The organism is Bacteroides sp. D2, assembly GCF_025147085.1.
GTDB lineage: Bacteria > Bacteroidota > Bacteroidia > Bacteroidales > Bacteroidaceae > Bacteroides.
Genome location: NZ_CP102261.1, coordinates 6,567,721 through 6,588,071, shown reverse-complemented (window position 1 = coordinate 6,588,071; position 20,351 = coordinate 6,567,721). Strand labels below are relative to the sequence as shown.

Below are 20,351 nucleotides of genomic sequence, written 5' to 3'. Positions count from 1 at the left end.
GCAGAGTTATGAATAGCAGTATTTTTGAACAGCGCAGTCGTTTTGCCATGATTGGTGCATTGATGGTTATTATCAGCCTGATGTTTTTATTCTACATGGGAAGTTCTTTGGTAAGCTCTACCAAAAAATACTTGGAGCAGATACATGAGATAGAGATCACTTGTATCGACACAGACGAATAAAAACAAGCAACCGAAAGGTAGGATAATCCGGAGGAATTCGTATTTTTGCCGGGAGAAAAACAAATCTTATGGAAGAGAAGAATAAAGCCTGGAAAACGGTAAGTAGCAAATATCTATTTCGCCGTCCATGGCTGACTGTGCGTTGCGAAGATATGTTACTTCCCAATGGGAATCATATCCCCGAGTATTATATTCTTGAGTATCCCGACTGGGTAAATACCATTGCCATTACCAAAGATGGTCAATTCGTTTTTGTCCGCCAGTACCGTCCGGGAATCGAACGAACTTGTTATGAACTCTGTGCCGGTGTCTGCGAGAAGGAAGATGCTTCGCCGTTGGTGTCCGCCCAGCGTGAATTGTGGGAAGAAACGGGCTACGGAAAAGGAAACTGGCAAGAGTATATGGTGATTTCCGCTAATCCGAGCACTCATACCAATCTGACTTACTGTTTTCTTGCCACAGACGTGGAACTGATAGACCATCAGCATCTGGAAGCTACTGAAGATATCACCGTCCATCTGCTCACATTGGAAGAAGTCAAAAGTCTGCTCGATAAGAACGAAATTATGCAAGCGCTGAATGCTGCTCCATTATGGAAATATATCGCAAATCTGTAATTGTGTTTGGAATTCTGTAGAGAAACAATAACTTTGGAGAAAATTTAAATCATCTTATTATGAAAACAGTTTTATGGAGTATGCTTTGTTTGTTTCTCTCCGGATGGGGAAGTATGCAAGCGGTATTGGCACAGGACTTGAAAGAGATGGAAAAGAACTTGTCCGCCATCAACGAGGAATTGAGTCAAAAGACAAAAGAATATAGTTGGCAGCTTGCAGCTGCTTACGCAGATTATTGTGAAGCAAACAATAAATATATAAGTTGGAATGATTTGCCTTATCTGCAACAGGTTGTCGAATATGAGCGTCCTGCTTCTTTGGAGACTTATCGTCTGGAACATAAAGCCAGTAAAGAGGAACTGGATAAGTTTTTAAATACATACAAAGAATATAAAGATCTGGTGAAGAAGCAAAAAGAAGCGGTAACCAAGGAAGAGAAAGATGCTGTATCAACAGCCTTTTCTGCATTCTGGAAAAAGTTGAGAAGTGAAGAGAATGCTTATAAAGATTTGTACTATGCCGAACGAAAGGCTGTCTGCAAATATAGATCGGAAGCTTTGCGATATGCGATTGCCTATTATAAAGAAAAGAAGCAGGAGATTCCGACTTCTTATATAAAATATACTGAACGGTCTTATTTATTGCAGAAAGGTTCTGCCTTGGAGTTATTACAAAAAGAAATAAGTGCATTGGAAAGTGTACAGAGAGAGATAATTCAGAATATAACGAGGGCAAAGTATGGGTTGAGTGAAACCGGAGAAAATAAAAGAGAGAAGATATTTGATTGATAAGAGATCATCTGGGATAAAGAAATCCCTTTTTATAATTGGAGGTCTGGACTGAAGAGTTCGGACCTCTTTGTTTTCTCTCTCAAGTACGTATAGGTAAGTTTCTTTTCATCCTATGCCAACTTCTTTTGCATAGGGAGAAAACTTGTTTAGAGTATAAGATAAACTATAACCACAAGTTCTGATTATATAACTGAAACTTTTGATTACATAACTGGAAGTTGCAGTTTTATAACCGAAACTTGCGGTTATAGTTTGGGGTAAGGGAAAAGCAACTTTTCCCAAGGAAGAAAGTAAGTTTCCTCCTTATAGAGAATAAGTTTTCTAACCATATTCCATAAGATAGATAATAAGAATCAGGGAATGGCGATGCTGATTTGTTCAACGGTTATTCCAATACAAAAATAATAGTTCCATTTACGGGGGCCCAGTCATAGATAAACTTGGCATGGGAAGTTGCATTCCGCACGCACATGTGTGAGCGTGGAGTAGTTCCCAACGACGGACTATATTCTATCTGCGTCTTGCGGGGAGCATTGACCGGTACTCCGTGAATATAGGCCCCGTCCGTGAAACGACTCGCATAAGGAGCATAACCTCCCGTTTCTTTTGAGCCGTCTTTTAGAAATACCATTTTCACTTTCTTTTCTTGTAAAACAAACATTCCTAAAGGAGTTTCCTGTGCATACGGGGGCAGATGACGTCCCGTAGTGGAAGGATTCATACTGCGAACCACCCATTGCCCTTTTCCGCTACGTTCAAGAGAAGCGATATTCTGATTGTGGCGGTCTACGAAAACAGCTTTGTTAAAAACAATCGTATCTCCGATTACTTTGACATATTTTTTAGGAATCATCCATTCATCTCCGGTAAACATTGGCTCTGCTTTTATGAATTTCTCTCCATCTTCGATAAAACGGGTTAATTCCCCATCCTGTCCGTAACGTTCGGGTACTAATGTGTCAGTCAATAGATAAAGCGGAACGGATTGGTAACGTTCTATGCCAAGAGTATCTGCCACTCGTCCGTAAGCGTTTCTTTTGAAACTTCTCACAAGTGGTGCTTCTCCATTTCTGTTTTTGTAATTCTGGAGAATGGCCCAGGTGGAAGGCTGCAACTGTATATTTTCGAGTAATGCCAGCCGTTCTTTGATTTTATCCCACTGAAACTGCCGGGTAGTGTCTTTATAAGGATAGGTATCTTCCAATGTGTATTGGTCATACAATAAATCTTTGGAGATTTCTATCTGCTCTGCCGTGAGTTTTTTATTAACAGGTTTAACCTCGGGTTGAACTATTGTATCCTGTGACAGCGAGTCTGTTTGTTGTTCGTGTACAGGAGAAATCTCTCCTGTACGCGAAGTGCAGGAGTAGAAGACGCAAGAGGCGATGATGAGGCCGGATGCTATTCCATTCATATTATTTATACAGTGCATTTGATGGTTCGTTTACGAATATACGTCATTATAAGGAATAATCCTTTTGTTTTGTTTAAAAAGTAGGTGACAAATATACTTTTTTGCCATACAATGCAAGTTGTCAGTCATTTTGTCAGTCTATTTCTGACAAAGAATCATTTATTTACTTTGGCACGCTTTTCGCAATAACTTTAGCGTTCCGCCTGAAAAATGGCGGGTAACATCTACTATTAAATGTATAACTAAAATATAACAAGTAACTATGAACATTAAACCATTAGCAGACAGAGTGCTTATCCTCCCTGCACCTGCAGAAGAAAAAACAATTGGTGGTATCATTATCCCTGATACAGCAAAAGAAAAACCTTTGAAAGGTGAAGTTGTGGCAATAGGTCACGGTACGAAAGACGAAGAAATGGTATTGAAAGTAGGCGATACAGTTCTTTATGGTAAATATGCCGGAACAGAACTTGACGTTGAAGGTACTAAATATCTGATTATGCGTCAGAGCGATGTTCTCGCTGTTTTGGGTTAATTAATAATAGTAAATAGTAAATCTTTAAATAGTAAATAAAGAGATGGCAAAAGAAATATTATTCAATATCGATGCCCGTGACCAATTGAAAAAAGGTGTCGATGCTTTGGCAAATGCAGTAAAAGTAACTCTGGGCCCGAAAGGACGTAACGTTATCATTGAGAAGAAATTCGGTGCTCCGCACATCACAAAAGACGGTGTGACAGTAGCAAAAGAAATCGAATTGGCAGATGCTTACCAGAACACTGGTGCACAGTTGGTAAAAGAAGTTGCTTCTAAGACAGGTGACGATGCCGGTGACGGTACAACTACTGCAACCGTTCTTGCACAAGCTATCGTAGCTGAAGGTTTGAAGAACGTAACTGCCGGTGCTAGCCCGATGGATATCAAACGTGGTATCGACAAGGCCGTTGCCAAAGTGGTAGAATCAATCAAGGATCAGGCTGAAACTGTAGGTGACAACTATGACAAGATTGAACAGGTTGCCACTGTATCTGCAAACAACGATCCGGTAATCGGTAAATTGATTGCTGACGCTATGCGTAAAGTTTCTAAAGACGGTGTGATTACTATCGAAGAAGCAAAAGGAACAGACACTACTATCGGTGTAGTAGAAGGTATGCAGTTCGACCGTGGTTATTTGTCTGCTTACTTCGTGACAAATACGGAAAAGATGGAATGTGAGATGGAGAAACCTTACATCCTGATCTATGACAAGAAGATTTCTAACCTGAAAGATTTCTTGCCTATCCTCGAACCTGCTGTACAGACTGGTCGTCCTCTGTTGGTAATTGCAGAAGATGTAGATAGCGAAGCGTTGACTACATTGGTAGTAAACCGTCTGCGTTCTCAATTGAAGATCTGTGCTGTGAAAGCTCCGGGCTTCGGTGACCGTCGTAAAGAAATGCTGGAAGATATCGCTATCCTGACAGGTGGTGTTGTTATCAGCGAAGAAAAAGGTTTGAAACTGGAACAGGCTACCATCGAAATGTTGGGTACTGCTGACAAAGTTACAGTTACTAAAGACTATACAACTGTTGTAAACGGTGCAGGTAACAAAGACAGCATCAAGGAACGTTGCGAACAGATCAAAGCACAAATTGTAGCAACTAAGTCTGACTATGACCGTGAGAAATTGCAGGAACGTCTGGCTAAATTGTCAGGTGGTGTAGCTGTTCTCTATGTAGGTGCTGCTTCTGAAGTAGAAATGAAAGAAAAGAAAGACCGTGTGGACGATGCTTTGCGTGCAACTCGTGCTGCTATCGAAGAAGGTATCATCCCGGGTGGTGGTGTAGCTTATATCCGTGCTATTGATTCTTTGGAAGGAATGAAGGGTGATAATGCCGATGAAACAACTGGTATTGGTATCATCAAACGCGCCATCGAAGAACCGCTTCGCGAGATTGTTGCTAACGCTGGTAAAGAAGGTGCAGTAGTTGTTCAGAAAGTACGTGAAGGTAAAGGTGATTTCGGTTACAATGCCCGCACGGATGTTTACGAAAACTTGCACGCTGCCGGTGTAGTAGATCCTGCTAAGGTTGCTCGTGTAGCTTTGGAAAATGCAGCTTCTATCGCTGGTATGTTCCTGACTACTGAATGTGTAATTGTAGAAAAGAAGGAAGATAAGCCAGAAATGCCGATGGGCGCTCCCGGAATGGGAGGCATGGGCGGAATGATGTAATTCCGGCTTTCGCTGAATGAATATGAAAACGAGGGTGTCCGAAAAGGGTACCCTCGTTCTTTTTATTATCAATCTATTCTGCAAATTGATCTTTTCAAAACATCCTTGCTTTATATTTTGTTTGGTCAACGTATTCTTAGTAATGAGAATACTTCGTATATTTAGAATCAAATTTATTAATAAAAGTGAGATGTTGAAAGTATTAACATTTATGAAGCAGGTAGCTAACGGGCTACAGGTGGAGGGAAACTTCGGTACTGCGCACGTCTATCGTAGCAGTCTGAATGCCATCATTGCTTATAGTGGGAAAGTGGACTTCACCTTTGATGAAGTGAGTCCGGAGTGGTTAAAGGGATTTGAAGTATATCTTCGCAGTCGTGGTTGCAGTTGGAACACCGTTTCCACTTATTTGCGCACGTTTCGTGCGGTTTACAATCGTGCCGTTGATCTTCGGAAAGCTTCTTATGTACCTCATCTGTTCCGTTCTGTTTATACCGGTACTCGTGCCGACCATAAACGTGCATTGGGCGATGAAGATATGAAAAAGGTATTTGCAAAATTGTCTCGTACGTCCGGTGTGCCATTAGCGGTATATCAGGCGCAAGAGTTATTTATTCTGATGTTTTCGCTTCGTGGTATGCCATTTGTGGATCTCGCTTATTTGCGTAAGAGTGATTTGCGTGATAACGTAATAACGTATCGCAGACGTAAGACAGGACGGCCATTGTCAGTGACATTGACTCCCGAAGCGATGATCCTGGTGAAGAAGTATATGAATCGTGATCCTTCTTCTCCTTATTTGTTTCCATTGTTGAAAAGCCGTGAAGGAACCAAAGAGGCGTATCGCGAATATCAGTTGGCATTGCGCAGCTTTAACCAACAGTTGATGTTGCTAGGTGAATTATTGGGATTATCCGATAAGTTGAGCTCGTACACCGCCCGCCATACCTGGGCTACGACAGCTTATTATTGTGAAATCCATCCGGGCATTATCTCCGAAGCGATGGGACATTCGTCTATCACCGTCACTGAAACCTATCTGAAACCTTTCCGAAGTAAGAAAATTGATGAAGCAAATAAACAAGTTCTTGACTTCGTGAAACGCTCTGTTGTAGGTGTAAGCGCTTGAAAATTACTCTGTTACTTTGTAGGTAACGGGAATGAATATCGGTGCAAATATGAGCATATTTCTTAAAACAACCAAACGAAATCATACATTTTTTCTAATAAACTACTCAAAACAGGAATTAACCAAATAAAACACGCGGATTCTTTGTATTAGGGCTTTGTTAACTTCTAAATTTTTGCAAAAGATCTCCTTCCCTCTACTGCCTTTCAGAAGCAGGGGTAAAAAAGTTTCATTGCATATCGTATTATTTTTCAGTATTGACTACTCCCGAAGAGCAGGCGCAAAGGTTTCTCCGTTACCTACAAAGTAACGGGCAGTCTATTATTGAAACTTAGTGTTTAATAATATATTATTAATGTAATTTTTAAGTAGTTATGAAAAGAAAATTTGTAAAAGTGATGTTCTTCGGGGCGCTGGCACTTTCTACTGTCACCTATGTAGGCTGTAAAGACTACGATGATGACATCGACAATCTGCAAACACAGATTGACGCAAACAAAGCTAGTATAGCCGAGTTGCAGAATTTTGTGAAAGAAGGTAAATGGGTTACCAATGTTGAACAAATTACCGATGGATTTAAGATAACTTTTAATGATAATAAAAGTTATTCTATTACAAGCGGTAAGGATGCTACACCAACGACTATTAAGATTGATCCGGTAACAAAGAACTGGATTGTCAATGATAATGATCTTGGTATTTGTGCAGAAGGAAAGAAAGGTGCTGATGGCAAACCGGGCGCTGCAGGATCTCCGGGTGGTAAAGGAGAAGACGGATATGCACCTCAAATTTCAGAAAATGGATTCTGGATGGTTTGGGATGCTGAAACTAAAAAACCTGTAGAGACAAAAATTAAAGCTGCTACTGATATTTATGTAGCTGCTGATGCTAGTAATCCATTGGTTTGGATATTGAATATTTTCAATAAGGAGACTAAAGAATGGGAAACGGTTTCTATGCCGAAATCGGCTCGTATCACTAGTATGAGTGTGCTTGGTATAAAAGGCGATGGTTCTGTTGATGTTGGTTCTACAGAGGCTGAAACTACTTTATATTATAGCATAGCTGGCAAAGATATTGTGTTTAATGGAAACAAAACTTTCAAGAAGAAAGGGGATTTGCTTGTTGCTAGAGGTGGCAGCAAGATTCATGCATTGATTAATCCTGTAAACTTGAAAGCAGCAGATATTCAAGCTTATGAAATAGGCTTGACGGACTCTAAGGGTAATACTAATTTTGCTGTTGCAAATATAGCAGATAATTTTAGTATAGATGCTTTGACTCGTGCAGCGGATCCGGAAAAAGAGCCTACAGCAAATAAAGGTGTATACGATTTGACTCTGAAGTTTGTAGACGGATTGACTAAGGACGAATTGACAGCTTTGGAAAGTGCTGAAACTGCTTATGCGCTTACAACAAAAGATGCATGGGGTAATGAAATCATTTCCCAGTATGGTGTGAAAATTAAGGCTAGCAGCCAAAATATACCGGATGTTAATTTTACTGCTCCTGAACCTATGCCTTACCAAACTACCTATAATTTGGATGAATTGTTTGGTAGTGAATTGGATAAGGTGGTAGCTTATTATTATGAGGTAACTGATGAAGAAGCTAAAAAAGCTGATGCAAAATTTGATAAAGAGAAGAATACAATTCTAGCAAATAAGGAGGGTCAGGTGAAAGTTAAGATTCACTGTCTTCTTGTTGATGGAAGTACTCAAGATCCTGAAGTTGAATTGACGTTTACTTATGTGTCTAAGAAAGCTGAAATCAAAGATATGACTTGGGTCGTAGATGCTAGCAATAAGACAGCTACTTCTGAAATAGTAGGTCCTTCAGTAGATGAGATTAAAGGACAAATTAAACTGTCAGACCCAATAGTTGCGACTATTGCTTATACTGATGATAAGGCAATGATCAATGGAAAGGTGGTTCAGTCTTATATGGATGGTAGTATTCAGTTAAAATTGGTAGGTCTGGATAAAGACGGAAAGCCTGTATCAGGAACAAGTGAAGCTGATATAGCTAAAATTACTAAATTTGTAATCCAAGCTACATTTGACGAAGAAAATGTGGCTGCCGTATCTCATACTGCTACAGTTAAATTCAAAAATAAGGATTCCCAAGCAGGTTTGGGTAATGACTTTTTGTATGAAACTACATTCAAGATTACTGTAGATCAGCAGAATGATAAATTGTTCACATTTAAACGTGCAACTGCTTACTTTGATGGTGATAATGCCAAGGCTTATGGTACAGTACCGACTACTGCAGTTCTTGCTGCTACTGCTGATACAAAGATTGGCTTCGATCTTTACACCCTATATAAAGAAGGTTCTATATCAGCGGATAAACAGAATACTATTACATTCACTGAAGAGAAACCTTCTAGAGTGGTAAGTGGTAAAAAGCAGTTTGCTCCTGCATGGTTGGATGAGACTCTCCCACAACCAACAAAGAATTCAAAAATTAAAGTTTTCCCTTATGTTTCTAAGCCAGCAACTGATGAAAATTGGGGTGGTGCTTATACTGGTCGTTATATTACTGTGTCTTATGCACCATTCGGAAATTCTCGTTTGAAAGCTATTACTGATAGATTCAATTTGACAATACTATCAGAAATCTTTGAAGGTACTTTCGAATATACCAAAGAAGTAGATAAGAAAATTATAGGAACAGAAGCAAATCCGTTCATAATCGAAGGAAATACTGTAGAAATATCAGCTAAAGATTTCAAGAGAATAGATGCTCGTGGTAATTCCTATGAATTCAGCGATAACAGAATAGAGTCTGTTTCAGTTGTATTAGCAGATGATGACGCTACAACTTATTTGGCGAAGAACGATGGTAATCTTACTGATGATCCAAAGAAAGTTGTTATATCTAAGAAGGAGGGTGCCGTAATCCTAACTCCTCCTACTTGTAAAGTAAATGTTAATATTCTTGATAAGTGGGGCAGAACTAAATCTGTATCAATCTACGTAAAAGTAAATAAGTAATCAGGATTAAAGGATTTGTAATTGAGGGCATCCTAATTCTTCTTAGACTTAAGATGCCTTCTCTTTACAAGTTGTAATATAGGATAATAAATCCTTTAAAAAGAAATATGCTAAGAGATAGACTGAAAATTATGCTTGTGAAAGTATGTTTTCTCAAATGTTTGTCTCTTGGAAGGGATACCTCCCTTATTTCCCACAGGTATCCCTTTTTTTTGTCTCATTACATCTTCTTATTTGCACTAGAACCAATTTGCTAGTCCCTTATTTCCCTATAGATTAAGGAGATGTTTTGAGAGTATAGAAAGCCCGGGCTTGTGAAAGTCCGGGCTTTTCGTGCTCTTTTGTCTTTGGAACATCTTAGCTATTTCCTTTGTTTGTTCATGCGGGGTATTTCCATTGATGGGATAATACTCGTATATTTATCGTCTAAATTATTAATAAATTATGAGATGTTGAAAGTACTAGCATTTATGAAGCAGGTAGCCACTGGGTTACAGATGGAGGGAAACTTTGGGACTGCACATGTCTATCGTAGTAGTCTGAATGCCATCATTGCTTATCGTGGGAAAAATGATTTTGTTTTTAGTGAGGTGACTTCGGAGTGGTTGAAAGGGTTCGAAGTATATCTTCGCAGTCGTGGATGTAGTTGGAACACCGTTTCCACCTATTTACGGACCTTTCGTGCGGTTTACAATCGTGCGGTCGATCTTCAGAAGGCTCCTTATGTTCCTCATTTATTTCGTTCTGTTTATACCGGAACGCGGGCTGACCATAAACGTGCGTTGGGTGATGACGATATGAAGAAGGTGTTTACTAAATTATCTCGTGCATCGGGTGTACCATTAGCGGTATATCAGGCGCAGGAGCTATTCATCCTGATGTTTTCGCTTCGTGGTATGCCGTTTGTCGATCTTGCTTATTTGCGTAAGAGTGATTTGCGCGGTAATGTAATAACGTATCGCAGACGTAAAACCGGGCGACCATTGTCGGTGACATTGACTCCGGAAGCAATGGCTTTGGTAAAGAAATACATGAATCGTGATTCTTCTTCTCCTTATTTATTTCCATTGTTGAGAAGTCGGGAAGGAACTAAAGAAGCCTATCGCGAATATCAGCTTGCATTACGTAGTTTTAACCAACAGCTGATGTTATTGGGTGAATTGCTCGGATTGGGAGATAAACTTAGTTCATACACTGCCCGTCATACCTGGGCTACGACGGCTTATTATTGTGAAATCCATCCGGGTATTATTTCCGAAGCGATGGGACATTCGTCTATCACCGTCACTGAAACTTATCTGAAGCCTTTCAGGAATAAGAAAATTGATGAAGCAAATAAGCAAGTTCTCGATTTTGTAAAGCGTTCAGTGACAGGTGTAAGTGCTTGAAAATTATTCTGTTACTCTGTAGGTAACGGGAATGAATATCGGTGCAAATATGAGCATATTTCTTAAAACAACCAAACGAAATCACACATTTTTTCTAATAAAGCATTCAAAAGTAGAACTAGGACAAATAAAACACGCGGATTCTTTGTATTAGGGCTTTGTTAACTTCTAAATTTTGCAAAAGATTTCCTTCCCCTCTACTGCCTTTCAGAAGCAGGGGTAAAAAAAATTCATCACATTTGGTATCATTTTTCAGTATCGACTACTCCAGAAGAGCAGGCACAAAGGTTTCTCTGTTACCTACAGAGTAACGGGTTGTGCTATTATTGAAACTTAGTGTTTAATAATATATTATTAATGTAATTTTTAAGTAGTTATGAAAAGAAAATTTGTAAAAGTGATGTTCTTCGGGGCGTTGGCGCTTTCTACTGTCACCTATGTAGGTTGTAAGGACTATGATGATGACATAAAAAGTGTACAGGAACAAATTGACCAGATCAAGTCAAACAATCCTGTAAGCGTGGGAGACATGCAAACTGCCATTAATGTGGCTAAAAGTGCTTTGGAAAGTCAGTTGGCTGATTTAAAGACAAAATTGGAGAATAAGGATTCTCAAATTAAAGATTTGGGTCTGAAAATTACTGATTTGGAGGACAAATTGTCAAAGACTGCTGATAAGGCAACGGTCGACCAGCTGACAAAAGACTTGGCAACAGCTAAGAATGATTTAGAAGCACTGAAGAAACTTCAAAAGTCTGATATTGATGGTTTGACAGCAAGAATTGTAAAGCTGGAAGCCCTTAAAGAGGAATTGGATGGTTTAAAAGTCAATTTCGCTACAAAAGAAGAGCTGAAGAACTACGTTGAATCTGCAAAACTGTCAGGACTTATCAGTGATGAAATTGCCACAGCTTTGGGAGAAGATGGGGAGATTGCCGCTGCAATAAATGATGCTATTCAAACAAAGGTTCTTGCAGACTTTGGCAGTATGAAGGAAGTTGCTGCTCTTGCCGGAGAGGATGCAACTGTAGCAGATGTTATTAAAGAATTGTATGCTGCTATTAATGCTGATAAAACTGGTATCCTTGCTAAACTGACTGCGCTGGAAGACTATCAAACAGCATTGGAAGATAAAGCGGTAGAAAATGGTTTCGAGAGTGTAGAAGCCGTTATTGCAGAGGTGAAATCTCTTAAAACGACTCTTTCCGGTCTTTATGCAAGCGCAGAATTCAGTGAAAAAGTCAAGGCGATTGTTTCAGCAGAACTGACGACTGTAAATAGCCGTATAGATACGTTAGAAGATGACCTTGCAAAACTGGGTGTTGCTATTAAAGGTATGATTCAGAGTGTAGTATATATTCCTACAAGCATAGATCGTAGCGTAGATTTCTATACTTTGTATGCTAAGAAAACTTCAACCTCATCTTCTTATGTTGTTGCAGCGAAGAGTGCAGATGCAAAAGAATTGCAATTCCGTATTTCTCCGGCTTCTGCTGCTATGACATTGGAGGATTTCAATAAAAACTACGAAATCAAGTTAAATGCTGAAGAACGTAACTGGACTCGTGCTGCTGAACCGTTTGCCGTAGAAGTGAAGAATTGTGAAGCTGGTGTTCTTACGGTATCATTAACTACTTCAAGCGAAAAGAGTCATGCAATATCTTTGAATATTGTAAGCACAAAAGATGCGGAAGGTAAAGAAGAATTGACTCCGACAAATGTCAATTCTGATTATATTGCGGTGATACAGTCTAGTTATTATCTGAAGACTGCCTATTATGAGGTAGTAACAGAGAAAGCGGGCGAGATTATCTATGATGCTCCCCAACCGGTTGATTATTCAGGAGTTGGAACTTTGACAGTTTCATATACCACAACTGCAAGTGGAAGCACAGCATTTACAAAAACATTAGAAGAACTGAATGTAGAGAATATCTTTGCGACGACTTATAGTTTGACTGGAACAGATGCGAATCTATTTGAAGTTTCTACTGCAGGTAGCGTTAGTCTAAAAACCTCCGGTCTGATTGCTTCTTTGGATAAAACTGCTGATGTTATGGCTAAAGTAACGGCACCAGGTTTCTATTTGGAAACTAGTTCTAATAATCCTAAAAAGTTAGGAACTGTAAAAGTAACACGTACTATTGATGAACTTACACATACGTATGCTTTAGAAGAACGTGACTGGACTAATGAAACTACAGCTGCTGCAGAGGAGAGAAAAGATTTAAATGTTGCTGACATTTATAATGACCCGGCTGTGAATATCCGCCCATCAGCTTATGAAAGTTTGAGTTTGGTTGAACTTATTCCTACAACAGGTATACGCTTAGAAAATGGTGCAAATAATGCTTTGACTTTAATCATTCCTAAAAATACAGCTGCTGGTGATTATACCGCAACAGCTAAGTTCGAAGGAGATGGCTATACGCTTGTTGTAAATGTTCCAGTCAAAATTAAGCCTATCACTTTGGCTAAATTGGCTAGAGTATCGGAAATGTGGTCTTCAGATCAAAAACGTACAGGTTTTACTCCGACAAAAGATTCAGAGACAGCGGCTACTGCTATTACTTCCGAATTTAAGCTTACTACTATATTCTCCAACTTTGATGCTGTTAAGACTGCTGTTTTGGCTAAGGGGGGGACTTTTGTAATCACTACTAATATTACAGAAAATAGTATTGCTGGTGTTAACTATGATGAAAACGAAGCTAAGTTTACGTTTGACAAAGACCTCTATACTGGTAAAATGACTGTTGGCGGTAAAACTGTACCTGCTGTAGTTAAGTTTACTATTAAAGCTAGCTATAATGGTAAAGTAGAGGATACGATTGAAGGTATTGTTGAAGTGAAAGATATTAGTGGAACTTGGGTTGCTCCGACTGCAACGACTCTTTCTTTATCTGACAAGTCAGTAGAATATAATGTTTCAACAGGCTTTGCTTGGAATGATTTAGCAGGCAAGACTATGTGGAAGGATGGTGCTGTGGTAGCAGGAACAGGAAGCAATGGATTTGCAAGTTCGGTTACTAATCCTCTTAATATCTATGGTCTGGTAGCTCCTACTTTTGCATTTAGAGAAGCAGCTGCGTCAACTTATCTGTCTCTTGATGCTTCTACAGGAAAGGTGACCTTTACAGCAGAAGGTAAATCTCACCATTTCTACGAAGCTGTAACTTATACTGTAGAAGTAAAAGCTACATCTAAGTGGGGTACAATTAAGAATTATGAAGGAAAGAATACAATTACAGTAACTATTCCGGCAGAATAAGAAGAAAAATTGGAGAGTTGCTTCAAACCTCTTAATGCTTTATATAAGCAAAGGATTGTATTACAGTTGAAACTACTCCAAATTCAGAATAATAAAACCCTTCTTCACCTTGTGTGAAGAATACGCCGAGAAGAAACAGAGTGAAGGATTTGGCTTGTGAAAGTCAATCCTTCCAATTCTGTTCTTCTTATAGAAAGGGATACCTCCCTTATTTCCCACAGGTATCCCTTTTTTTTATTTCATAACATCTCCTTATTTGCACTAGAAACCAATTTGCTAGTCCCTTATTTCCCTATAGATTAAGGAGATGTTTTGAGAATATAGAAAGCCCGGGCTTGCGAAAGTACGGGCTTTTTCATTATTATTTATTTATCGGATTGAATATAATGGAAGTTCTCGTCATACAGTCCTACGAGCAGGCTTTGGCCTTTACCATCCACTTTCAGCCCGCCATATACGGCTTTTTGATAAAGAGTATCTTGTCCCTCTTCAAAGAAGAAAGACTCGGCACCGAGGAAGATCCGGTGACGTACTATTTTATATTTGATGACTAGCTCATTGTCGTTTACAGGCTCTAAAGCGTTTTGCAGCCGCACTATTTTTCCTACTTGATTACTGTCAATTTGAAGTATGGCATAACCGCGTATGGCAGTTTGTTGGTCTAGCAGATCTGATGAAGCTTCTTTGTAGCTAAGCCTCATATAGTCTCCTTGCATAAGAGAGCGGGGATCGACGGGAGCTAGCTGTAACAAAATCAACTGTCCGTCTTTCAAAGTTTGCTCTTTTTTATAAACCGACCAGTTGAAATATCCCAGTAGCAGTATCAGGTTTGCAATAATCAATATTCGGCTATACTTTTTCATGTCTTGTTCTTTTTTGAGTGAAGAAATACCAGGCTGTAATACATGCAATTCCGATGAAGAAAAGTGTCATGGATTTGGTGAGCAGGCTTAAATTCAGATCATAATAGTATTTGGAAACGGCATAGATAAAAAGAAGAAGCGAGGCAGCACACTCCGCTTTGTAGCCATAATGGAAACATATTAGAATCAGCAACAAACTGCCGGATAAATAAGGAGCAAACACGGTAGGCAGACAGATAACAATACAAAGAATATAGATACCAATCTGGTTCACCGGATGATCCACTTTCATGACCTGCATGATTCGTTGAACCATTATAAGAATACCGATCCATATACAAACAGACAGTATGCAGGACACAAGCCAACTATTTGTTTCTGATATCATGTAATTGATTGATAATCCTCCCAGTGAGACGATACCGGATACGAATAATCCGAAATGAAATGGTTTGTATTTGGAAAAGTAATTCTTTGTTCCTATACATTCAAACAACTTAGTTTCAAAGATGTTGGCAAATAGAAATAGTGCAAGGATAGGAACTACAGCTATTTGCAAGGGATAAAACGAAGAAAAGACATGGGCGGCTTCTCCGAAGAAAGATATATTAAACAGAATGACTGAAAGAAAGGGGAGGATAAACCCTCTTGATAACAAGAATGTGAGAATACTGATTCCCATAAGTGTGGTGAAGAGGATATTAATGCTGGCATTTATACCAAAACCAATCAATACACACCCGGCTATGTATAAAGTGATGTTCATTGCATCCAGAAAAGACCGGATCACCATGCGGCTGATTGTTAGGGTAGTGAGAATTAATATACTTCCTACAATCAGGCAGGAAATATCGGAGCGGAGGATTCTGGCAAGTGCCAGAAATCCCAGAAAGAAAATAGCCGTCAGGATTCCTCCGATAATAGATACGGCTTGAATGGTGAGGCTATGCTTCTGTGTCATACCATTGCTTTTTTAGATGAAGAATGATGTAAATGAGTAAAGTTGTTCCGGTGATGACAATAACCCCTCCGTAGAAGAATATCTGAACATCCCTAAGACCGCTTTGTGATATGAATGTAGTCAATAGAATCATTAATGCAGCAAACGGAATGATAGCCAGATAGAACAGGCTTTTTACTTTCCATCCATACCAAAGTCCCGCAGAGAATAAAAGGAGGGTGCTTATGAGAGGAACAGACAATATGGCATTTTCTTCGCAGATTGCCATCATTAACAGAAAACTGGTATGTATAATAGTAGCCAGTGAAAGAAGACTGACAAACCAGCGATTGTTTCTGTCCAAGTGACCTTTTACACTCATCCATTCCGTGATGATCGTTGTTAAGGCACATATCCAGGTTACTGCATTGGCCAGCAAAGTCATTTCCCAGGAGTTGGCACTGGCAATCTGTATATTGTACAACCATATCGTAGTACAAAGTAATCCGATGAACGTCAGCCATAACGGAGCGAAACGGATAGCAACCGCCCAGAGAATAGTGAAGAGAGTCCATCCCAGGAAAAGATCGTAAGCATCGGCTCCCGTTTGGTAGATTTGTCCGAAGACAGCGAAAAGCGTGCCTATCAGGAATGTAGCTCCGGTCAGGAGAATTTGTTTGACGAGCTTATTCCAATGCGTGAATGTAGCGAGCAGGACAGAAGCTACTAATAACACTTCTACTATTCCTAACTTTGCAAATTTGGGTAATTCCTCCCAGTTGTAGGCAAAGAAGAAGATAATTCCTGCCACTGTAAAACCAACGCCCACTGCCAATAAAAAAATAGAAAGGAATTGATTCCATTGCTTTTTATCTGCGTACAGCGCTTGTCGGGATAAAGGCGAAGAGTCGGTCTTTTCCATGTGTTTTTGCTTTTTGATGATTACAAACATAAGAAAATAAAATGATTATCACCTCAAGATAGACTATAAAAAGGTATGACTTACCTTATTGAAATTGACAATAATAGTAGGTCATACCTTGAGAGAGGTTATGAAAATATTCAAAATAGAATAACTTAAAATACCTCCCGTATATGCTTAAAGTTAGAATTGATCGTATCAATTACTTCTTGTGAACGACCGTTGATTAACAACTTATACATTGATTGTGCAAAGCCCACCATTTGACCGAATTCAATTTTGGGAGGCATGGCCAGTGCATTCGGATCAGTCATGATATTAACAAGTACCGGACCATCCAGTTCGAATGCATTCAGTAAGGTAGTCAACACTTCTTCCGGATCACTGACATTAAATCCGGTCATTCCCATTGCTTCGGCCACTTGAGCAAAGTCTGGATTCAACATATTTGTCTGCCAGTCCGGCAATCCGTCCACTTCCATTTCCAACTTCACCATTCCCAATGAACGGTTGTTGAATACGATAATTTTAATTGGTAACTTATATTGTACAACGGTTTCCAAGTCTCCTAAAGTCATAGACAAGCCACCATCTCCGCAAAGCGCCACTACCTGGCGATCCGGATAAGCTAGTGCGGCACCGATGGCTTGCGGCAAAGCATTTGCCATAGAACCATGATTGAAAGAACCCAGCATGTGGCGTTTGCCTGTCGCTTGCAGATAACGTGCTCCCCACACACAAGTCATTCCCGTATCTACTGTGAACACAGCATCGTCCGAACTTAGTTTGTCTATTTCGGACATCACATATTCGGGATGAATCTTATTTACATCGCCTTTATCTTCCGTGTAAGCAGCCAGATCCTTCTTTACTCCTTCATATCTTTTGAGTTGTTTCAACAGGAACGAATCATCTGTCTTCGGATTCAGCATACGCAATAGACTTTGGATGCTCAGTTTAACATCACCGCAAAGTCCGATATCCACCTTTGCACGACGTCCCAGACGTTCGGGCTTTATATCAATCTGTGCTATCTTGATGTCATCCGGCAGGAAAGCGGAATAAGGAAAGTCTGTGCCGAGCATGAGAAGCACTTCGGCTTCATGCATACTGTAATAGCCCGACGGCATTCCCAGCAATCCGGTCATACCCACTTCATACGGATTTTCATATTGCACCTCCATCTTTCCTTTGAAAGTATATACCACCGGAGCGTTCAGCTTCTCGGAAAGAGCAATCACTTCCTCGTGAGCTCCTCGGCAACCGATGCCGCAGAAAAGAGTGATACGCGTATGTTTGTTTAACATGTCAGCTAATTGAGCCAGATCTTCTTCCGACGGACAAACTTCCGGTGGGGCAGGATAGTTGATAACCGACGAGTCGACAGCAACGGCAGAAGCCTTTGCCAAGTCACCCGGAAGCCCGATAACGGACACCCCTTTGCGGGTGACAGCCGTTTGTATGGCCGACTGGAGCATACGTGGAAATTGTGTGGGAGTAGTGGCTACTTCATTATAATAACTGCAATCGTTAAAAAGTTTGATGGTATTCGTCTCCTGAAAATATTCCGTACCAAACTCTCCGGTAGGAATTGTAGAGGCGATGGCGATTACCGGTGCGCCGGATCGGTGTGCGTCATACAAGCCGTTAATCAGATGAACATGTCCCGGCCCGCTACTTCCCGCGCAGCATCCCGGGCGACCGGTCAGTTGTGCTTCTGCCGCAGCGGCATACGCCCCTGTTTCTTCGTGGCGCACATGTATCCATTTTATTTGATCGTTTTTTCTGACTGCTTCGTTTACTTCATTCAGACTGTCGCCTGTTACGGCGTAGATGCGTTCAACTCCGGATTTTACCAGAGTATCTATCAACTGTTCTGCTATTTTTTTTGCCATAGCTGTAATTGGTTTAGGATTGATTTTTATGTAATAACAGATGGCTGCAAAGAAAAGTTCTAATTTAACATATGCTAATAACGCCTTTGTGTCGGGACACATCACCGCTTTTATGTTAAAATTAATTCTGTAACAACTTTTTAGTAAAGATGTATAAACAATTGCAATATCCTTTTGTTATCTTTATAGGCGAAATCTTAACCTAATGTATTAAACCTCTTAATTACTCTAGAAAAATGAACAGAAATGAAATCGGTGTGAATGCCGGTAAGGTTTGGCAACTGCTTAGCAATAATGAGAAGTGGAGCTATGGACTTTTGAAGAGAAAATCCGGGCTGAAAGATAAAGAGCTGGGTGCCGCTTTGGGGTGGTTGTCAAGAGAGAGCAAAATAGAGTTCGATCAGTGCGATGAAGAACTCTATGTTTATCTCTGTGTGAATGTTTATATTGGCTGAAAGAGTTTGGCACTTTAACGAGAACAGAAGAATCTCCGGAGGGATGACAGCCCAGTCAGCACTTCGGAGATTCTTGTTTTTTATCCTTTTTCTGCTTTATGTATCTTCCTTTCAATGGATTTCCGGAAATAATTCTGTTACTTTGCATCACGAATTAAAATGTAAGAAACAATGAGAAGTTTTGCCTCCGACAATAATTCCGGTGTGCATCCGTTGGTAATGGAAGCATTGAACCGGGCTAATATAGACCATTCTTTAGGATATGGCGATGATAAATGGACAGAAGAAGCCGTAGCGAAAATAAAGGAAACCTTTACGCCCAACTGTGTCCCCTTGTTTGTATTTAACGGAACAGGTAGCAACGTGGTAGCATTGCAGCTGATGACCCGTCCGTATCATTCTATCTTTTGTGCGGAAACGGCTCATATCTATGTAGATGAATGCGGCTCTCCTGTGAAAATGACAGGTTGTCAGATTCGTCCGATTGCTACTCCCGACGGTAAGCTTACCCCGGAATTGATGCAACCCTATCTGCATGGTTTCGGCGATCAGCACCATTCGCAACCCAGAGCTCTCTATATTTCCCAATGTACCGAACTTGGCACCATCTATACTCCCGAAGAGTTAAAACGTCTGACTGACTTTGCCCATCTGAATGGTATGTATGTACACATGGACGGAGCCAGAATAGCCAACGCCTGTGCCGCTTTGAATCTTTCCTTAAAAGAACTGACAGTAGACTGCGGAGTCGATATTCTTAGTTTTGGCGGAACGAAGAACGGACTGATGATGGGAGAGTGCGTGATTGTATTTAATAAAGACTTGCAATCGGAAGCCCGCTTCATCCGTAAACAATCCGCCCAACTAGCGTCGAAGATGCGTTACCTCTCTTGCCAGTTTACGGCATACCTCACAGACGACCTCTGGCTGAAGAATGCCAACCATGCCAATGCAATGGCTACCAAACTTTACGCTGAATTGAAGAAACTGCCCGAAGTAACTTTCACTCAAAGAGCCGAAAGTAACCAGTTATTCCTCACCATGCCCCGCCCGGTTATCGACCGGATGCTGGAGTCTTACTTCTTTTATTTTTGGAACGAAGAGAAGAATGAAATCCGTCTGGTGACTTCTTTTGATACCACAGAGGAGGATGTAGACGAGTTTATAAGACTTTTAAAACGTTAAAAAGGAAATCCGGAACAACAAAAGCGCCTGAATATCTGTTTTTATAGGAAGTTTGAAACTAACTTTGTCCGCAAAGTTTTCTAC

The 20,351-nt window shown here is 40.2% G+C and carries 16 protein-coding genes; 11 read left to right on the top strand and 5 right to left on the bottom strand.

Annotated features, from left to right (window positions below):
* Positions 1–8: 8 nt before the first annotated feature.
* The 3 genes from NQ505_RS24855 to NQ505_RS24845 all read left to right on the top strand — a co-directional run bounded on the left by NQ505_RS24855 (position 9) and on the right by NQ505_RS24845 (position 1,587).
* Complete coding sequence (locus NQ505_RS24855; protein WP_004301069.1) at positions 9–182, top strand: hypothetical protein; 174 nt, start codon at positions 9–11, stop codon at positions 180–182.
* 68 nt (positions 183–250) lie between these two features.
* On the top strand, positions 251–799 hold the full coding sequence (locus NQ505_RS24850) for an NUDIX hydrolase (protein WP_008999729.1): 549 nt from the start codon (positions 251–253) through the stop codon (positions 797–799).
* A gap of 59 nt (positions 800–858) precedes the next feature.
* Positions 859–1,587 carry a DUF5039 family protein gene (locus NQ505_RS24845; protein WP_008999730.1) on the top strand — a complete coding sequence of 243 codons (729 nt, stop codon included), beginning with the start codon at positions 859–861 and terminating at the stop codon, positions 1,585–1,587.
* A 388-nt stretch (positions 1,588–1,975) separates the two neighbouring features.
* Here the strand turns inward: NQ505_RS24845 and NQ505_RS24840 are convergent, their stop codons facing one another.
* Positions 1,976–3,022: a L,D-transpeptidase gene (locus NQ505_RS24840; RefSeq protein ID WP_008999731.1), complete on the bottom strand. Its 1,047-nt coding sequence runs from the start codon at positions 3,020–3,022 to the stop codon at positions 1,976–1,978.
* Positions 3,023–3,266: 244 nt separating this feature from the next.
* Between NQ505_RS24840 and NQ505_RS24835 the strand changes: the two genes are divergently transcribed.
* The 6 genes from NQ505_RS24835 to NQ505_RS24810 all read left to right on the top strand — a co-directional run bounded on the left by NQ505_RS24835 (position 3,267) and on the right by NQ505_RS24810 (position 14,007).
* Positions 3,267–3,539 (top strand): co-chaperone GroES, encoded by a 273-nt coding sequence (locus NQ505_RS24835; RefSeq protein ID WP_004301062.1) that lies wholly within the window; start codon positions 3,267–3,269, stop codon positions 3,537–3,539.
* A 43-nt stretch (positions 3,540–3,582) separates the two neighbouring features.
* On the top strand, positions 3,583–5,220 hold the full coding sequence (groL, locus tag NQ505_RS24830) for a chaperonin GroEL (protein ID WP_004301061.1): 1,638 nt from the start codon (positions 3,583–3,585) through the stop codon (positions 5,218–5,220).
* A gap of 190 nt (positions 5,221–5,410) precedes the next feature.
* Positions 5,411–6,349, top strand: coding sequence for a tyrosine-type recombinase/integrase (locus NQ505_RS24825; protein WP_004307167.1), 939 nt, complete (start codon positions 5,411–5,413; stop codon positions 6,347–6,349).
* 374 nt (positions 6,350–6,723) lie between these two features.
* Positions 6,724–9,348: a PL29 family lyase N-terminal domain-containing protein gene (locus NQ505_RS24820; RefSeq protein ID WP_004321643.1), complete on the top strand. Its 2,625-nt coding sequence runs from the start codon at positions 6,724–6,726 to the stop codon at positions 9,346–9,348.
* Between the two features lie 449 nt (positions 9,349–9,797).
* A complete protein-coding gene (locus NQ505_RS24815; RefSeq protein WP_004311770.1) occupies positions 9,798–10,736 on the top strand; it encodes a tyrosine-type recombinase/integrase in 939 nt (312 codons plus the stop codon).
* Positions 10,737–11,112: 376 nt separating this feature from the next.
* Entirely contained in the window at positions 11,113–14,007 is a 2,895-nt protein-coding gene (locus tag NQ505_RS24810) for a hypothetical protein (protein ID WP_008651966.1), read from the top strand.
* Positions 14,008–14,372: 365 nt separating this feature from the next.
* Here the strand turns inward: NQ505_RS24810 and NQ505_RS24805 are convergent, their stop codons facing one another.
* From NQ505_RS24805 to NQ505_RS24790, 4 genes are all read right to left on the bottom strand, one after another.
* Positions 14,373–14,870 carry a GDYXXLXY domain-containing protein gene (locus NQ505_RS24805; RefSeq protein WP_004307158.1) on the bottom strand — a complete coding sequence of 166 codons (498 nt, stop codon included), beginning with the start codon at positions 14,868–14,870 and terminating at the stop codon, positions 14,373–14,375.
* Positions 14,857–15,831, bottom strand: a complete 975-nt coding sequence (locus NQ505_RS24800) for a DUF4401 domain-containing protein (RefSeq protein ID WP_008999732.1) — start codon at positions 15,829–15,831, stop codon at positions 14,857–14,859. The genes NQ505_RS24805 and NQ505_RS24800 overlap by 14 nt, the downstream gene beginning before the upstream one ends.
* On the bottom strand, positions 15,815–16,732 hold the full coding sequence (locus NQ505_RS24795) for a DUF2157 domain-containing protein (RefSeq protein ID WP_032853672.1): 918 nt from the start codon (positions 16,730–16,732) through the stop codon (positions 15,815–15,817). The genes NQ505_RS24800 and NQ505_RS24795 overlap by 17 nt, the downstream gene beginning before the upstream one ends.
* A gap of 155 nt (positions 16,733–16,887) precedes the next feature.
* The gene (locus tag NQ505_RS24790) at positions 16,888–18,627 is read right to left on the bottom strand and encodes a thiamine pyrophosphate-dependent enzyme (RefSeq protein ID WP_032843878.1); all 1,740 of its coding nucleotides are present in this window, start codon (positions 18,625–18,627) and stop codon (positions 16,888–16,890) included.
* Between the two features lie 236 nt (positions 18,628–18,863).
* Between NQ505_RS24790 and NQ505_RS24785 the strand changes: the two genes are divergently transcribed.
* Positions 18,864–19,082 (top strand): winged helix-turn-helix domain-containing protein, encoded by a 219-nt coding sequence (locus NQ505_RS24785; RefSeq protein ID WP_004301053.1) that lies wholly within the window; start codon positions 18,864–18,866, stop codon positions 19,080–19,082.
* A 171-nt stretch (positions 19,083–19,253) separates the two neighbouring features.
* The gene (locus tag NQ505_RS24780; RefSeq protein WP_008999736.1) at positions 19,254–20,267 is read left to right on the top strand and encodes a threonine aldolase family protein; all 1,014 of its coding nucleotides are present in this window, start codon (positions 19,254–19,256) and stop codon (positions 20,265–20,267) included.
* The last annotated feature ends 84 nt before the right edge of the window (positions 20,268–20,351 follow it).

Coding starts and splice junctions, on each gene's coding strand:
- NQ505_RS24855 (WP_004301069.1), top strand. CDS start 9: ATGAATAGCAGTATTTTTGAACAGCGCAGTCGTTTTGCCATGATTGGT.
- NQ505_RS24850 (WP_008999729.1), top strand. CDS start 251: ATGGAAGAGAAGAATAAAGCCTGGAAAACGGTAAGTAGCAAATATCTA.
- NQ505_RS24845 (WP_008999730.1), top strand. CDS start 859: ATGAAAACAGTTTTATGGAGTATGCTTTGTTTGTTTCTCTCCGGATGG.
- NQ505_RS24840 (WP_008999731.1), bottom strand. CDS start 3,022: ATGCACTGTATAAATAATATGAATGGAATAGCATCCGGCCTCATCATC.
- NQ505_RS24835 (WP_004301062.1), top strand. CDS start 3,267: ATGAACATTAAACCATTAGCAGACAGAGTGCTTATCCTCCCTGCACCT.
- groL (WP_004301061.1), top strand. CDS start 3,583: ATGGCAAAAGAAATATTATTCAATATCGATGCCCGTGACCAATTGAAA.
- NQ505_RS24825 (WP_004307167.1), top strand. CDS start 5,411: ATGTTGAAAGTATTAACATTTATGAAGCAGGTAGCTAACGGGCTACAG.
- NQ505_RS24820 (WP_004321643.1), top strand. CDS start 6,724: ATGAAAAGAAAATTTGTAAAAGTGATGTTCTTCGGGGCGCTGGCACTT.
- NQ505_RS24815 (WP_004311770.1), top strand. CDS start 9,798: ATGTTGAAAGTACTAGCATTTATGAAGCAGGTAGCCACTGGGTTACAG.
- NQ505_RS24810 (WP_008651966.1), top strand. CDS start 11,113: ATGAAAAGAAAATTTGTAAAAGTGATGTTCTTCGGGGCGTTGGCGCTT.
- NQ505_RS24805 (WP_004307158.1), bottom strand. CDS start 14,870: ATGAAAAAGTATAGCCGAATATTGATTATTGCAAACCTGATACTGCTA.
- NQ505_RS24800 (WP_008999732.1), bottom strand. CDS start 15,831: ATGACACAGAAGCATAGCCTCACCATTCAAGCCGTATCTATTATCGGA.
- NQ505_RS24795 (WP_032853672.1), bottom strand. CDS start 16,732: ATGGAAAAGACCGACTCTTCGCCTTTATCCCGACAAGCGCTGTACGCA.
- NQ505_RS24790 (WP_032843878.1), bottom strand. CDS start 18,627: ATGGCAAAAAAAATAGCAGAACAGTTGATAGATACTCTGGTAAAATCC.
- NQ505_RS24785 (WP_004301053.1), top strand. CDS start 18,864: ATGAACAGAAATGAAATCGGTGTGAATGCCGGTAAGGTTTGGCAACTG.
- NQ505_RS24780 (WP_008999736.1), top strand. CDS start 19,254: ATGAGAAGTTTTGCCTCCGACAATAATTCCGGTGTGCATCCGTTGGTA.